The 14,759-nt window shown below is 26.9% G+C and carries 18 protein-coding genes; 17 read left to right on the forward strand and 1 reads right to left on the reverse strand.

What is annotated here, in order from left to right:
- Window positions 1-133: 133 nt before the first annotated feature.
- The 11 genes from LPC13_RS01310 (at window position 134) to LPC13_RS01360 (ending at window position 8,215) form a co-directional block, all read left to right on the forward strand.
- Window positions 134-2,434: an AAA family ATPase gene (locus tag LPC13_RS01310; protein ID WP_040420110.1), complete on the forward strand. Its 2,301-nt coding sequence runs from the start codon at window positions 134-136 to the stop codon at window positions 2,432-2,434.
- A gap of 315 nt (window positions 2,435-2,749) precedes the next feature.
- Window positions 2,750-3,085 (forward strand): anti-sigma F factor antagonist, encoded by a 336-nt coding sequence (spoIIAA, locus tag LPC13_RS01315; protein ID WP_005215752.1) that lies wholly within the window; start codon window positions 2,750-2,752, stop codon window positions 3,083-3,085.
- Window positions 3,086-3,100: 15 nt separating this feature from the next.
- Entirely contained in the window at window positions 3,101-3,532 is a 432-nt protein-coding gene (spoIIAB, locus tag LPC13_RS01320) for an anti-sigma F factor (protein WP_005215751.1), read from the forward strand.
- Between the two features lie 9 nt (window positions 3,533-3,541).
- On the forward strand, window positions 3,542-4,300 hold the full coding sequence (gene sigF / locus LPC13_RS01325) for an RNA polymerase sporulation sigma factor SigF (protein WP_005215750.1): 759 nt from the start codon (window positions 3,542-3,544) through the stop codon (window positions 4,298-4,300).
- A gap of 147 nt (window positions 4,301-4,447) precedes the next feature.
- The gene (gene spoVAC, locus LPC13_RS01330) at window positions 4,448-4,924 is read left to right on the forward strand and encodes a stage V sporulation protein AC (RefSeq protein WP_040420108.1); all 477 of its coding nucleotides are present in this window, start codon (window positions 4,448-4,450) and stop codon (window positions 4,922-4,924) included.
- 18 nt (window positions 4,925-4,942) lie between these two features.
- A complete protein-coding gene (gene spoVAD / locus LPC13_RS01335; RefSeq protein WP_005215748.1) occupies window positions 4,943-5,962 on the forward strand; it encodes a stage V sporulation protein AD in 1,020 nt (339 codons plus the stop codon).
- Between the two features lie 18 nt (window positions 5,963-5,980).
- Window positions 5,981-6,337: a stage V sporulation protein AE gene (spoVAE, locus tag LPC13_RS01340; RefSeq protein WP_195244722.1), complete on the forward strand. Its 357-nt coding sequence runs from the start codon at window positions 5,981-5,983 to the stop codon at window positions 6,335-6,337.
- A gap of 139 nt (window positions 6,338-6,476) precedes the next feature.
- Window positions 6,477-6,635, forward strand: a complete 159-nt coding sequence (locus LPC13_RS01345; RefSeq protein ID WP_005215746.1) for a DUF1540 domain-containing protein — start codon at window positions 6,477-6,479, stop codon at window positions 6,633-6,635.
- 190 nt (window positions 6,636-6,825) lie between these two features.
- A complete protein-coding gene (locus tag LPC13_RS01350) occupies window positions 6,826-7,242 on the forward strand; it encodes a flavodoxin (protein WP_005215745.1) in 417 nt (138 codons plus the stop codon).
- 10 nt (window positions 7,243-7,252) lie between these two features.
- A complete protein-coding gene (locus tag LPC13_RS01355; protein ID WP_005215744.1) occupies window positions 7,253-7,891 on the forward strand; it encodes a DUF3793 family protein in 639 nt (212 codons plus the stop codon).
- A gap of 39 nt (window positions 7,892-7,930) precedes the next feature.
- The gene (locus LPC13_RS01360; protein WP_005215743.1) at window positions 7,931-8,215 is read left to right on the forward strand and encodes a DUF2325 domain-containing protein; all 285 of its coding nucleotides are present in this window, start codon (window positions 7,931-7,933) and stop codon (window positions 8,213-8,215) included.
- Between the two features lie 98 nt (window positions 8,216-8,313).
- On the opposite strand, the gene LPC13_RS01365 is transcribed toward LPC13_RS01360, so the two are convergent.
- Entirely contained in the window at window positions 8,314-9,117 is an 804-nt protein-coding gene (locus LPC13_RS01365; RefSeq protein WP_005215742.1) for an EcsC family protein, read from the reverse strand.
- 164 nt (window positions 9,118-9,281) lie between these two features.
- Between LPC13_RS01365 and LPC13_RS01370 the strand changes: the two genes are divergently transcribed.
- The 6 genes from LPC13_RS01370 (at window position 9,282) to LPC13_RS01395 (ending at window position 14,692) form a co-directional block, all read left to right on the forward strand.
- Complete coding sequence (locus tag LPC13_RS01370) at window positions 9,282-11,081, forward strand: ABC transporter ATP-binding protein/permease (protein ID WP_040420105.1); 1,800 nt, start codon at window positions 9,282-9,284, stop codon at window positions 11,079-11,081.
- A gap of 1 nt (window position 11,082) precedes the next feature.
- Complete coding sequence (locus tag LPC13_RS01375) at window positions 11,083-12,753, forward strand: amino acid ABC transporter ATP-binding/permease protein (RefSeq protein WP_005215739.1); 1,671 nt, start codon at window positions 11,083-11,085, stop codon at window positions 12,751-12,753.
- A gap of 185 nt (window positions 12,754-12,938) precedes the next feature.
- Window positions 12,939-13,238 carry a nitrous oxide-stimulated promoter family protein gene (locus tag LPC13_RS01380; RefSeq protein WP_005215738.1) on the forward strand — a complete coding sequence of 100 codons (300 nt, stop codon included), beginning with the start codon at window positions 12,939-12,941 and terminating at the stop codon, window positions 13,236-13,238.
- Window positions 13,239-13,303: 65 nt separating this feature from the next.
- Window positions 13,304-13,714, forward strand: a complete 411-nt coding sequence (locus LPC13_RS01385; RefSeq protein ID WP_005215736.1) for a YbaN family protein — start codon at window positions 13,304-13,306, stop codon at window positions 13,712-13,714.
- A gap of 41 nt (window positions 13,715-13,755) precedes the next feature.
- Window positions 13,756-14,076, forward strand: coding sequence for a hypothetical protein (locus LPC13_RS01390; protein ID WP_005215734.1), 321 nt, complete (start codon window positions 13,756-13,758; stop codon window positions 14,074-14,076).
- 223 nt (window positions 14,077-14,299) lie between these two features.
- Complete coding sequence (locus LPC13_RS01395; protein ID WP_234088482.1) at window positions 14,300-14,692, forward strand: proteasome assembly chaperone 4 family protein; 393 nt, start codon at window positions 14,300-14,302, stop codon at window positions 14,690-14,692.
- Window positions 14,693-14,759: the final 67 nt, after the last annotated feature.

Below are 14,759 nucleotides of genomic sequence, written 5' to 3' on the forward strand. Positions count from 1 at the left end.
TATAAAAAATAAGAGCTTTTTTAAAAAATATTACCTAAAATAATTTAATAAGAATATTAATATAATATATACTACTGTATCAAAGGTGAATCAATAAAAAAATAGAATGATTTTACCTATAATGGGGAGGGTTATGAAAAGAGAATTAACTCCATCAGAAATAAAATTTAAAATATCAGTAACAGACAATGAAGATAAAGAAGGAACAAAGGGCATTTCTGAGTTTAATAATGCATATAGGAAAATTGAAAGAGCACTAAGTATAGATAAAGAGGGGTACAATTTATATTTAATAGATACTTTTTCAAGAGATAAGTTAAATGAACTTATTAAATTTGTAGAAGAAAAATATAAAGATTTAGAAGCACCTAGAGATATATGTTATGTCACTTTAGAAGATATAAATAAGCCAGAAGCAATATTTGTATCTAATGGACAAGGAAATAAATTAAAAGAAGCTGTAGATAATATAAAAAATAGTTATTTAGAAGCAATTGATGATTTTTATAGTGATTCTACTAATGATGAAAAGGACTATTTGGTTGAGGAGATTCAAACAAAGAGAAATAATTATTTAAATGAATTAATGAAAATGGCTAAAGATGAAGGCTTTGAGGTTAAAGCTACAAATAAAGGCTTTGCGTTTATACCATTAAGTGGTGATGAAGCTATGACAGAAAAAGAATATGATAACCTTGAAGAAGAAAATAAAAATGTAATAGTAGCAAAGGCTAGTACACTTAAAAAAAAGGCAGAGTCCATTTTAGAAGAATTAAAAGAAATTGAAGTTAAGTCAATAAAAAGGTTAAAGAAGATTTATTCTAAATATCTTTCAACACAAATGGAGGAAGCAAAGGATGACGCATTATTAGAATTTATTACAGATGATGATTCTTATGAATACTTAGAAAGACTATTTAATTGTATAGAAGAAGATATAATAGAGTGCTATACAATGAATATAGAGGATGATGAAAATGAAATATATGAAATTCTAAATAAATATGATGTAAAAGTTATAGTTGATAATACAAATGTATTTTCACCACCTGTAATATACGAAGAAGACCCTAATTTGAATAATTTAATTGGGCTTATAGAATATGAAAATCATAATGGAATGTATACAACTAATATATCACTTATAAATGCAGGATCCATACTTAAAGCAAATGAGGGATGTTTAATATTAAGATTAAACTCATTAATATCAAATCCTATGAGCTATTATTATTTAAAAAAGATACTATTATCAAATACTCTATCTTTTGATACAAATAAAAGCTATCTAGAATTTATAAATATTAATGGACTAAAACCAAATCCTATACCGGTAAAGGTTAAAGTTATAATAGTTGGTGATTATGAATCTTATGATATTTTATATAATTCAGATGAGGACTTTAGATCATTATTCCCATTAAGAGCTGAATTTACATCTATAATAAAAATTAATAATAACTCTTTAAGTGAAGTTAAAAATATAATAAATGAAAAAATAAGAAAAGATAATCTTTTTAACATAAGTGATAATGGAATAAATGAAATCATTAAATATTTATGTAGAAAGAGTAGTAATAGGCAAAAGTTATTTATTGAAAATGATTTTATAGATAAAGTATTAATTTTATCAAATAATTTTGCAAAAGAAAAAGGTAATATGCTTATTACTGAAAAAGAGGTAATTGAGGCTGTATATGAAGAGGAACTTATAGAAAAAGAAGTAATGAGTGGATATGAAGAAAAGAAGATTCTTATTGATATAAAAGGAGTAAAGGTCGGAGTAATAAATGGATTAGCAGTATTAGATAGTGGTTATTGCACTTTCGGTAAACCTATGAGAATTACTTGTGTTGCTTATAAAGGTACAGGTAGAATTTTTGATATACAAAAAGAAAGTAATTTAAGTGGAAAAATACATGAAAAATCCATTAGTATATTAAAAGGATTATTAACTAATTTATTAAATCCATATGAAGAAATACCTGTTGATTTTCATCTAAGCTTTGAGCAAACATATGGATTGGTAGAAGGAGATAGTGCATCTGTTGCACAAATTATATGTATACTATCAGCATTAAGTAAAAGAGGAATTAAACAAAATATTGCAGTAACAGGTTCTATAAATCAATTTGGAGAGGTTCAAGCTATTGGTGGTGTAAATGAAAAAATAGAAGGATTCTTTAAGGTATGTGAAATGATAGATACTATAGAAAATAAGGGTGTATTAATACCTTCAGCTAATAAGGATGAAATTATATTAAAATCAGAAGTAGAAGATTCTATAGCAAATGGAGATTTTCACATATATACAATGGATAATTTAAATGATGCAATAGAAGTATTGTTATTAAATGATGGAGAAAGTGTAGAACAGTTTTATGAGGAGGTTCAAAGAGAAATAGAAAAATACAAAAATAAAGAAAAGAATTAACAACTTAAATTTTAAATATAACTTTAAGGTTTATGAGTAAATTAATTATAAAGTATATAGAATTTGTTATTATGGTAAATAGATAATTAAGTAGTGAATAGAAGATAAATAACACTTTTTATTCATAGTATTAAATAAATTTAATACCTTAATTTCTATTTACCATTTTGTTTACTAAATTTCGTTATTTTTAAGTATGTTTTAGCAATAATGCAATAAATTAATTGACTAGAAAATATACAATATGTTAAAATTATGGAAAAAGAAGGGAATGGAGGTGCTGACTCTAAATAATAGGTTTTAGAGTTAATTTTTATGTTTTTAAAATTTAATAAGATTGATGATAAATTAGTTGTTTTTTTTATTGGAGAATTAGACCATCATAGTGCTGAAGAAGTAAGAGTAAAGATTGATGATAGAATTGAAAGAGATAATATTCAAAAGGTTATAATGGATTTTGAAGAAGTAACATTTATGGATAGTTCAGGAATAGGAGTAGTAATAGGAAGATTTAAAAAATTACAAAATAGAGATGGAAAAGTATGTGTAGTTAACGTAAATAAAAGAGTAGATAAGGTATTTAAACTTTCAGGGCTTTATAAAATTATAAATTCGTACAGTAGCGTAAGTGAAGCTGTTGAAAGTATGTAATGGAGGGATTTAGTGATGAGAGAAAATAAAGTAAATATAGAATTTGAAAGTAGATCTCAAAATGAGAGTTTTGCAAGAGTTGCCATAGCAGCTTTTGTAGCTCAGTTAGATCCAACTATAGAAGAAATATCAGATGTAAAAACAGCAGTATCAGAAGCAGTAACAAATTCTATAATTCATGGTTATGAAAGTAAAAAAATGGGTATAATCAGAATAGAAGCATCTTTACATGATAATGAGGTAACAATTGCTATTATAGACCATGGAACAGGAATTGATGATATTGATAAGGCAAGAGAGCCACTTTATACATCTAGACCTGAATTAGAAAGATCAGGTATGGGATTCACCGTTATGGAAACATTTATGGATGAATTAGAAGTAATAAGTCATAAAGGAAGTGGTACAACCGTTATTATGAAGAAGAAATTTAATGCTATAAGTTAGGGGAATTTTATGGAGAGTAGCAATCTAAAAAGAGAGGAATATAATTATGAAGACAACGCACGCTTAATTTTATTAGCAAGACAAGGTGATTCTGAAGCGATGAATAAGGTAATAGAAATGAATTTGCCTTTAGTAACCTCTGTTTGTAAAAAGTTTATGAACAGAGGTTATGAGTATGAAGATATTTTTCAAATAGGATCAATAGGGCTTGTTAAAGCAATAAAAAATTTTGATAATAAATATAATGTAAAATTTTCAACATATGCAGTTCCTATGATACTAGGAGAAATAAAGAGATTTTTGCGTGATGATGGAATAATTAAAGTAAGCAGAAATGTAAAAAGTTTAGCTAAAAAGTTACATTTTGATAAAGAATATTTAACTAAAAAATTAGATAGAAATCCAACAATAGAAGAATTAGCTGAATATTCAGGGATTGATAAAGAAGAAATACTCTTTGCATTAGAATCATCAGCAAGTTTACAATATTTATATGATGTTATCCATCATGATGATGGTTCTCCAGTTTTACTTATAGATAAGCTAAGTGAAAATGCGGTAGAAGATAAAAATTTAACTGATAGAATTGCATTAAAAGAAGCTCTAAAAAATTTAGATAATAAATCAAGGCAAATTATAGTATTAAGATATTTTAAAGATAAAACTCAAATAGAAGTTGCAAAAATGCTTGGAATAAGTCAAGTTCAAGTATCTAGAATAGAAAAAAAAGTATTAGGTGAGATGAGAAAACAACTCGAAGAAGGATGAATATAAACTATGGACAAAAAAGAATATAAAAGATTTAAGATCTGCATTAAGTAATAATTTTATTATTTAATGCAGATTTTTATTTTAGTGATTTATTTTTTATTTTAGAGGAATACTATATTTAATTAAGAAAGGAGATTGGTTTTTTTGAGTAAGTTTAGTAAGAATGAAGAAGAGAAGATAATAAGTAAGTATGAACAACTTTCAAAGGAGATGAAACCAAAGCCAAAGTATTTTAAAAATATAGTATTGGCCTTTTTAGTTGGAGGAAGTATTTGTACTATAGGTCAATTTATATTAAATATGATGATTAAGTTTGGTGTAGATAAAGAATTAGCAAAAGCATGGCTACCAATAATAATGATATTTTTAGGAGCATTATTAACAGGGGTAGGTGTGTATGATAAAATTGCCACTTTTGGAGGAGCAGGAACTGTAGTACCTATAACTGGATTCTCTAATGCAGTAGTTTCACCAGCTATTGAATTTAAAAAAGAAGGATTTGTTTTTGGTGTAGCAGCAAAGATGTTTACTATAGCTGGTCCTGTATTAGTATATGGTATAGGCACATCAGTAATAATAGGAATAATTTATTACATACTTGGACTTTGGGGTATTGTGTAAATTGGAGGGAAAATTTTTATGAGTACAAAAGTTAAAAAGGTTGGAAAACAAACTATTAAGTTAGAAAATCCACCTAAAATAATTTCTACTTATTCTATTGTTGGACCAAAAGAAGGGCAAGGTCCTTTAAAAGATTATTTTCATCAAATAATAAGTGATGATACCTTAGGAAAGGATAGTTTTGAAAAGGCTGAATCAGAAATGATGTACACTGCAATTAAAAGTGCAATAAGTAGTGCAGGGTTAACAGAAGAAAAAATAGATTATTTATTTGCGGGAGATTTACTTAATCAAATAATATCTTCAGGTTTTGCAGCAAGGGAATTAAATATACCTTTTATAGGTCTATATGGAGCTTGTTCAACAATGTCTGAATCATTAAGTATGGCATCTCTATTTTTAGATGGAGGGTTTGCAAATTATGTTGTAGCATCTACTTCATCACACTTTAGTTCTGCAGAAAGACAATTTAGATTTCCACTAGAATATGGTTCTCAAAGGTGTCCAACATGTCAATGGACAGTAACAGGTTCAGGAGCGATGGTCCTAGGCAAAACTGGAAATTATCCGGAAGTAACTTATGTTACTACTGGTCTTGTTAAGGATTATGGTGAAAAAGATACAAATAATATGGGGGCTGCTATGGCACCAGCTGCTGTTGATACTATTTATAATCATTTTAAGGATACAGGAAGAACACCAAAAGATTATGATGTTATAGCAACAGGAGATCTTGGAAAGGTAGGAAAAGATATAACTACTAAATTATTATTGGAGTATGGATATGATGTTAAAGATAATTATGTAGATTGTGGTGATATGATTTTTAACGATGAGGAACAAAAAACTGATGCTGGTGGAAGTGGATGTGGATGTTCAGCAGTTGTAACTTGTGGATATTTTTATAAAAAACTTATGAAAAAAGAAATAAAAAGCTTGTTATTGGTTTCTACAGGTGCATTGATGAGTACAACTAGTTCACTTCAAGGTGAAAGTATTCCAGGAATAGCTCATGCCGTAGCTATTGAGTTTAAATAGAAGGGGGAATAGAGTTTTATGGATTATGTAAGTGCGTTTATCGTTGGTGGTTTAATATGTGTTATTGCTCAAATATTAATGGATACTACTAAATTAACACCAGCTAGAATATTAGTTATTTTTGTTACTTTAGGTGCAATACTAGGTGGATTTGGAATATATGATAAACTTATAGAAATAGGTGGTGCTGGAGCAACAGTACCATTACCTAGCTTTGGAAATTCTTTAGCTGATGCAGCTATAAAGGCTGTTAAAGAAGAGGGATTAATAGGAGCTTTTACAGGAGGAATTAAAGGGGCAGCAGGAGGAATAACAGCTGCAATATTTTTTGGATATTTAATGGCTCTTATATTTAATCCAAAGACAAAACAATAGGTGAAGTATATGATAAGAAATGATAATAAAAATATAGTTTTATATGAGTAAGTTTTAATATATAAAAGTGCGGAAGATAGAATAATATGCTTAGATTAGGGAAAATTAATAGGGTAATTTGTTAAGGGAGGTGAATATTATGGAAAAAAATCCTAGTATACAATGTAGTGTACAACAATGCAAACATCATGCATGTTCAGAAAATTATTGTACATTAAATGCAATACAAGTTGGAACTCATGAACAAAATCCAACAGTTGTTGAATGTACAGATTGTCAATCATTTGTATTAAAATAACAAATTTAAAAGAATGAGATAATATTAAATATTATCTCATTTTTTTGTAGTATTAATAAAGAATAGATATATTAAATTTTAACTAACTTTATTTGTAAATTATTTTTAATAGGCTATTGACAATTAAAAAGGAGTAATGTAATATAATAATTAATTGAGAATGAATATCAATATTGATTAGGGGGGAGAAATGAAAATTATTTATTATTCAAATTCAGGTAACACTGAAAAAATGGCAAATTTAATTGCGGAAGGTATTATAAATACAGGAAAGACTGCAGAGGTTATAAATGTTTCTAATGCAAATGTTAATATCTTTGATGATGAGGATGTAGTAATATTAGGTTGTCCTGCTATGGGAGATGAAGTTTTAGAAGAAAGTGAATTTGAACCTTTTATGGAAGAAATATCAACAAGGATTCAAGGGAAAAAGGTTGCTTTATTTGGATCATACGGCTGGGGAGATGGTCAATGGATGAGAGATTGGCAGGAAAGAGTAGAGTCGTTAGGTTGCACTTTAATAAATGATGGTTTAATAATTCAATATGAACCAGAGGATAATTCTTCTGAGTGTATTGAATTTGGAATGAGTATAGCAAAGGCTTAAAAAAGCAAAAGTGAAACAAATTGAATTTTATAAAAGCCTTTCAATTATGGAAGATAGGGAGTGCATTGAAAAATTTTTAATTTACAATGCCTCTCTGGTAATATCAGGAGTAAAACCATCAGCAACCGTAACATTAAAAAAGGGAAATAATAATTTATATGATAAATGGATTAAATATGGAATATCATTTTTAAAATCTATAAATATTGAATTTGTAGAGTTAAGAGAATCACAAGATGCATTAATAATATTGGTATATGATAAAGAAGAGTTAGAGAATTATATTTTTAATAAAAGTAATAAACAATTTTTAGTTCAATTAGGTTATGAAGAAGAAAATAATCTTGAAAGTTATATAAATAAACTAAAAGAAAGATATGAAAAATTTAAATGTCCTCATGAATTAGGAGTATTTTTAGGATTTCCGCTTGAAGATGTAAAAGATTTCATGGGGTGTACAAATAAGAAGTGTTTAGTATGTGGATACTGGATGGTATATAATAACTTCAACAATGCAAAAGAAATTTTTAATAAGTATGATAAAGTAAAAGAACATGCAGTTAATAATATATTAAGTGGAGATTCAACGCATAATATAGCTTTTAATATACGAAATTTTATTAAGAATTATGAAAAAATATCAGTGTAAAAGCAAATGGAAATATAAAATGTTATTGGAGGTTTAAATATGAGTATAGTTATAGTAGGTGGTCATGATAGAATGAGTAAGGATTATATTAAAGTCTGTAAAAAATATAATTGTAAAGCTAAGGTTTTTACACAAATGGAAACAGGATTAAGAGATAAGATAGGTAGTCCAGATGCAGTTATATTATTAACAGATGTAGTATCTCATAAATTAGTACGAACAGCAAAAAAAGAAGCGGATAAAAAGAATATTACAATTATAAGAAACCATAATAGTACTGTAAGTTCATTAGAAACAGTTTTAAAAAATATAGTAAATAATTAGAGAGAATAATATATAAATTTGAGAGTGTGATTATGTTTGTAGTTAATATTATAAACGGCTAAAATAAATAGAATTTATTTTAGCCGTTAATTTTTTTATTAAATTTGAAGGTTGTTTAAATATCGCTTTTTATATTTAAGTTTAGCTATAGTACTAATATCTTGTAAAGTTTTAAAATTAGTTACGCCTCCTACAACTCCGATTAAAGGAAGACCTTGTATAAATTTAGAAGTTAACATATAAGTAGAGATTTTATTAGAGGTTTCTTTTAATAATTCATCTAATTGATAATTAGGATTTTTATTAGCATCTATTTCATTAGCCATTTTATCTAATTTATCAAAGTAGTATTTTTTTTCAGTTGTAGATGTTACTGCAGCACAGATTATAGTTAAGATATAAGCTTTTTCGTTTTGTGAATTATAATTAAATCCGTAGCTTAGACTAATTTCATATATAGATTTTAAAATTACACCAATATAAATAGGAATATCAGGTAGACCTATTCCTAATAAACCAAGAGCAGTACCTTCAACAGCGCTTATTGATTTATTTAACATAGTTTTTCGATTTGCAGATTTATCTATTTTTTTAAAATTCCTCTTAGTTGGATATTTTTCAATAGCATAAGTGTTTATATCAAATTCCATATTAATATTATCCCTATTGTAGGTTTTTTCTATTAGGCCTACACCTTTATCAAATACTACTTTAAATCCCTTTTCAAAAGCTAGTTCTAATGTTGATTGTAATTTATCAGGAATTTTATCTTCTAATGTCTCTTTAATTGGCGATAGTTTATTTTTAATATAACTAGGAGGTTTTTCTTCTAGTAATTTAGCTTCCTTTTTATAAATATCCATTAATTGTTTTTGAATTAAATTATTTTTGTTTTTTTTCATATTAATTTCTCCATAAATAAACTTCTATATTAATTATAGTACAAAAATTAAAATTTTATCAAAGAAGGTATTGAAAATAATTATCAATTAAGTTATATTAATGAGAGTGATAACAAATATCAGTTAGAATGTTAGTTCAAAAAAAGGAATGGGGGATATTACTTATGATGATTAATAAAAGGTTAATAAACCTTTGTGAAGATTCAAAAAAATATATAGGTTTAACTATATTAGTAAATTGGATTTCTGTTTTATGTAATATAATTACGATAATATTAATTGGACAGTTTATTAATAAGATTTATGTTGGAGAAAGATTAAATCTTAATGGAAATAATATATTTGCAGCGATGATGGATTTTAAGATATGGGGAAATATATCATTGTTAGCGGCCAGTGTATTAATAGTAATTTTATTAGCTATTAGATATTCATGTAATATTTTATATGCTAAATTTTCAAATGCAGCATCTGCAACAGCAAGAGTAACATTAAGAGAACTTATTTACAAAAAATTATTAAAATTAGGAACTGGATATACGAAGGTTGAAAGCACATCAGCTGTAGTTCAAGTATCAGTTGAGGGAATAGAGCAGCTTGAAATTTACTTTGGTAAATACTTACCTCAATTTTTCTATGCACTACTAGTGCCAGTAACGCTATTTATATTTATGAGCTTTATATCATTTAAAGCAGCACTTGTATTTATACTTTGTGTACCGCTTATACCGGCATCAATAATAGCAATAATGAAAATTGCTAAAAGAATATTAAAAGATTATTGGAAATCTTATTCTGATTTAGGCGGAACATTTTTAGAAAATCTTCAAGGGTTAACTACTTTAAAAGTATTTAATATTGATGAAGAAAGACATGTAAAGATGAATGAAGAAGCTGAAAAATTTAGAAAAATAACTATGAAAGTTTTAAGTATGCAGCTTAATTCAATAACAATAATGGATTTAGTAGCTTTTGGTGGAGCAGCAGCAGGTACAATAGTTGCATTAATTCAATTTAAGAATGGACAAATTCCAGTAGGAAGCTTACTTATAATAATATTACTTTCATCTGAATTCTTTATACCACTTAGACTTTTAGGTTCATATTTCCATATAGCAATGAATGGAATGGCTGCAAGTGATAGAATGTTTGGTATTTTAGATGCAGAAGAAAGACAAAAAGATGTTAATACAAATGAAGAAACTAAATTTAATGAAATAAAAGTAGAATTAAAAAATGTTGATTTTAGCTATGATGGTGAAAGACAAGTATTAAAAAATATTAATATGGAAATTACACCAGGTGGATTAGTTGCAATAGTAGGGGAAAGTGGCTCTGGTAAGAGTACTGTTGCATCACTTATATTAAATAACCATAAAGTAACTAATGGAGAAATAAGATTAAATGATATTAACATAGAAAATATATCATTGGATAATATTTATGGAAATATTGCTTTAGTATCTACTAATAGTTATATATTTAATGGAAGCATTTTAGATAACCTATTAATGGCTAAAAAAGATGCAACTAAAGAAGAATTAGAAAAAGCGTTAAAAACAGCAAGATTATATGATTTTGTAAATGGATTAAAAGATGGATTACTAACAGATGTAGGGCAAGCAGGTAGTGCATTATCAGGTGGTCAAAAACAAAGATTAGCATTAGCAAGAGTAATTTTAGCAGATAGACCAATGATTATCTTTGATGAAGCTACGTCTAATATAGATGTAGAAAGTGAAGAAAGCATTTGGGAAGCTATTTATGAACTTTCTAAAGATAAAACTGTATTAGTAATATCACATAGATTAGCTAATGTGAAAGAAGCGAAAAACATATATGTTATGAATAAAGGGATTTTAGTTGAGAATGGAACACATGATGAATTAATGAGTAAAGAATCTCATTATTATAATATGGTTAATAAGCAAAATGAATTAGAAATGATAAGGGAGGTTTGCTAATATGAAAAGAAGATCAGGCTTCCAAATAATGAAGAGATTAATAGTTGAGTTAAAACCATTAGCCCCAATTATGGCAATAACTATAAGTATGGGTGTTGTTGGATTTTTAGCTGCAATTGCAATAGCTAGCTTTGGAGCAATTGCAATAGGCGCGTTTATAGGAGATATTACATTTGTTAGCTTTACTGGTGCAATGATAGTTATGGCAGTAAGCGCACTTTTAAGAGGTTTCTTAAGATATGCTGAACAATTATCAGGACATTATATTGCTTTTAAAATACTTTATATATTAAGAGACAAAATATTTACAAAGCTTAGAAAATTAGCTCCTGCAAAATTAGAAGGACAAGAAAAAGGAAATCTTATTTCATTAATTACTTCTGATATAGAGCTTTTAGAAGTTTTCTATGCACATACAATAGCCCCAATATCAATTGCAATAATTACAAATACTATAATTTCAGTAATACTATTTATTATTAATCCATGGTTTGGAGTATTATCAGTTATATTCTTCTTAATTGTTGGATTTGTAATACCATATGCTTCTTCTAGCTTAGGTAAGGAAGCTGGGGTTCAATATAGAAATATGTTTGGTGAATGTAATAACTATATACTTGATTCTTTAAGAGGATTAAAGGAAGTATTATTATTTAAAGCAGGTGATGAAAGATTAAAAGAAATAAATTCAAAATCACATAGAATAAATAAAAGCCTTGATAAGATTAAAGAACATGAAGGTATAATAAGAGCTATTACAGACTTAACTATAATGATTGCAATATTAACTTTTGTTGGAGTTGGATTTGCACAATATTCAATGGGAAATATATCATTTACATGGATGCTTGTAGGAATAGTAATAATAGCATCATCATTTGGACCAGTAGTTGCATTAAGTAATCTTTCAAATACATTACTTCAAACATTTGCATGTGCAGAGAGATTATTTGATTTAATGGATGAAGAGCCACATGTAGAGGAAATTTTAGAAGGACATGCTGTAAGTGGTGAATCAATAGCGTATGATAATGTAACATTCTCTTATCCAAATAGAAAAGAAAAGATTTTTGATAATACATCAGTTCACATAAAAAGAGGAGATAAAATTGCTCTTATAGGTGAAAGTGGAATAGGTAAGAGTACATTTGTTAAGCTTATGATGAGATTTTGGGATGTAAATGAAGGAAAAATTAATATTGATAATAAAAATATTAAAAATGTTACTACAAAATCACTTAGAAATAGTCAAACATTAGTTAGCCAAGAAACATATCTATTTAATGAAACAATACTTGATAATATAAAGATAGGAAATCCAAAGGCAACTAAGGAAGATGTAATTAAGGCTGCTAAAATGGCATCTATACATGACTTTATAGAAACTTTACCTAATGGATATGAAGCTAAAGTAGGAGAGTTAGGTGGAAACCTTTCTTCAGGTGAAAAACAAAGAATAGGACTAGCTAGAGCATTTTTAGCTGATGGAGATGTTTTAATATTAGATGAACCAACAAGTAATTTAGATACATTAAATGAAGGTGAAATATTAAAATCTATAAAGGAAAACTGTGAAGATAAGACAATAGTTCTTATATCTCATAGAAAATCAACAACAGCAGTTTGTAATAAGACTTATAAGCTAGAAAATAGTAAGCTTGTATTAAATTAAGGGTTAGCAATTAGGAGTGTAGAGTTTATGGTAGAAATTTTCTACTGAAGATCAAATATATATTTGATCCATAAACTCGACACTTCAAATTCTTAAATTAAACATAAGCTTTTTTTATCAATATTAAGTGATAATGATTATCGCTTATATTTGAGAAAGTTAATATTTATAGGAGATAAATTAAAATGGGAAGAATTGATAGGGAGAAAAAGACTATTAAATTGATGATAGATATATATTGTCAAAAAAAACATGGGAATAAAAAAGATGAACTATGTGAAGAGTGTAAAGAACTATTAGAATATGCAAATAAGCGATTAAGTTTTTGTAAGTTTGGTGAAAATAAATCAACTTGTTCAAGATGCCCTATACATTGTTATAAGAAAGACATGAAAGTAAAAATTAAAGAAGTAATGAAGTTTTCAGGACCAAGGCTTATAATATACAATCCAGTTGAATTAGTAAGACATGCGTTAAATAAATAGGATTTTTTAATAGAAATTTGATTAATAGAAAATACAAAAAATTAGTATTTAAAAGGGGAGTAAACATGAATAAAGTAAAAAAATATTTTTATATAACTTTAGGGTTTATAGCGCTTGGATTAGGGCTTATAGGAGTGATATTACCTGTAGTACCAACTACACCATTTTTATTAGTAACATCATATTGCTTTGCAAAGGGTTCAGAAAGATTTCATAATTGGTTTATAAATACAAAGCTTTATAAAAAGCATTTAGAAAGTTTTGTTAAAGAAAGAGCTATGACGCTAAAGCAAAAAGTTGTTTTACTAAGTTTTGTAAACTGTATGTTAGCTTTTCCTTTAATATTAGTAGATGTGTTACCTATGAGAATAACAATTATCATATTAATAATAGTTAAATTATATTACTTTACATTTAGGGTTAAAACTATTAGTCCAGAAGAAAAAAGAGCTATGGAAGCTGCTAGAGGTATATAGCTTAATAAAAATTTACAAAGAAAGAGTAGGGAGTAGTGACAATGGAAAGAATATCATCAATGTTTTTTTGTTTATCATTATTAGTTTATTATATATTAAAATTATTTAAGGTAAAAAGAAAAGTATACGTAAAAACACATATATTTTTAGGTGTAATTTCAGTAGCTGCAATGATTGCTGAATTAATTTTAAGAATTGGACAAGAAGGATTTATAAAATATATAGGTTTTGCGGCTATTATGGCTGCTATTGGAGTAACTGGAGCTATTATGAAGAAAAATTACAAGTTATATAAAAAGCTTCATATTATATTTACAATATCGTTTTTTGTATACTTACCAATAGCAATTAAATTTTTATAGTTTTTAATAGGCTTTGCTTTAATGTAAAGTCTTTTTTTATGCACAAAAAGTTAATAGTACCTTTTAAAATTTAAGGCCAAAACTATAATATTAAAAATAGATAGTAACTTTAATGTTTATATATAAATTAAAAAGTAAATAATATAAATGATATATGGAAATCAATAAAGCGTGGTATGTAATGAATTTATGTACCATATTTTTTTATATATAAGGAGAAAGTATGATAAAAATTGAAAAGAGTACAGAAGATTTAAAGGTTACTTTTATTGTAGTTAAGATGGGAAATGATATGAATATATCTATATTAGGTGGAGATAAACCTCATATAGGGGCTATAGCGTTAGCTGTTCCAAGAGAACATTTCTCAGAGAATGAAAAAACAAGTGTGTCTGTATCACTTTTAACTGTTACAGGGCAAAAGGAAGATGAGATAGTAATGCCTGTTGCTAAAAAGATTTCTAGGAGTTTTAATTCAAGTGTGGTTGTAAGTTGTGGAATCCATAAAGATAATATCACATTAAAGGAAATAAGAACATTTGTAGATTTGGTTAATAAAGCAACAGAAGAATTTATAGATAAATTTAAAGGTTTGTGGGATAAGCTTATTAGTTAAAAAAATAGCATGAATTTATTAAATATTTATATTAAGATTTGATTATAATAATAAAACTTTGGCAAGG

This window comes from Clostridium celatum, assembly GCF_021412605.1.
Lineage (GTDB): Bacteria > Bacillota > Clostridia > Clostridiales > Clostridiaceae > Clostridium > Clostridium celatum.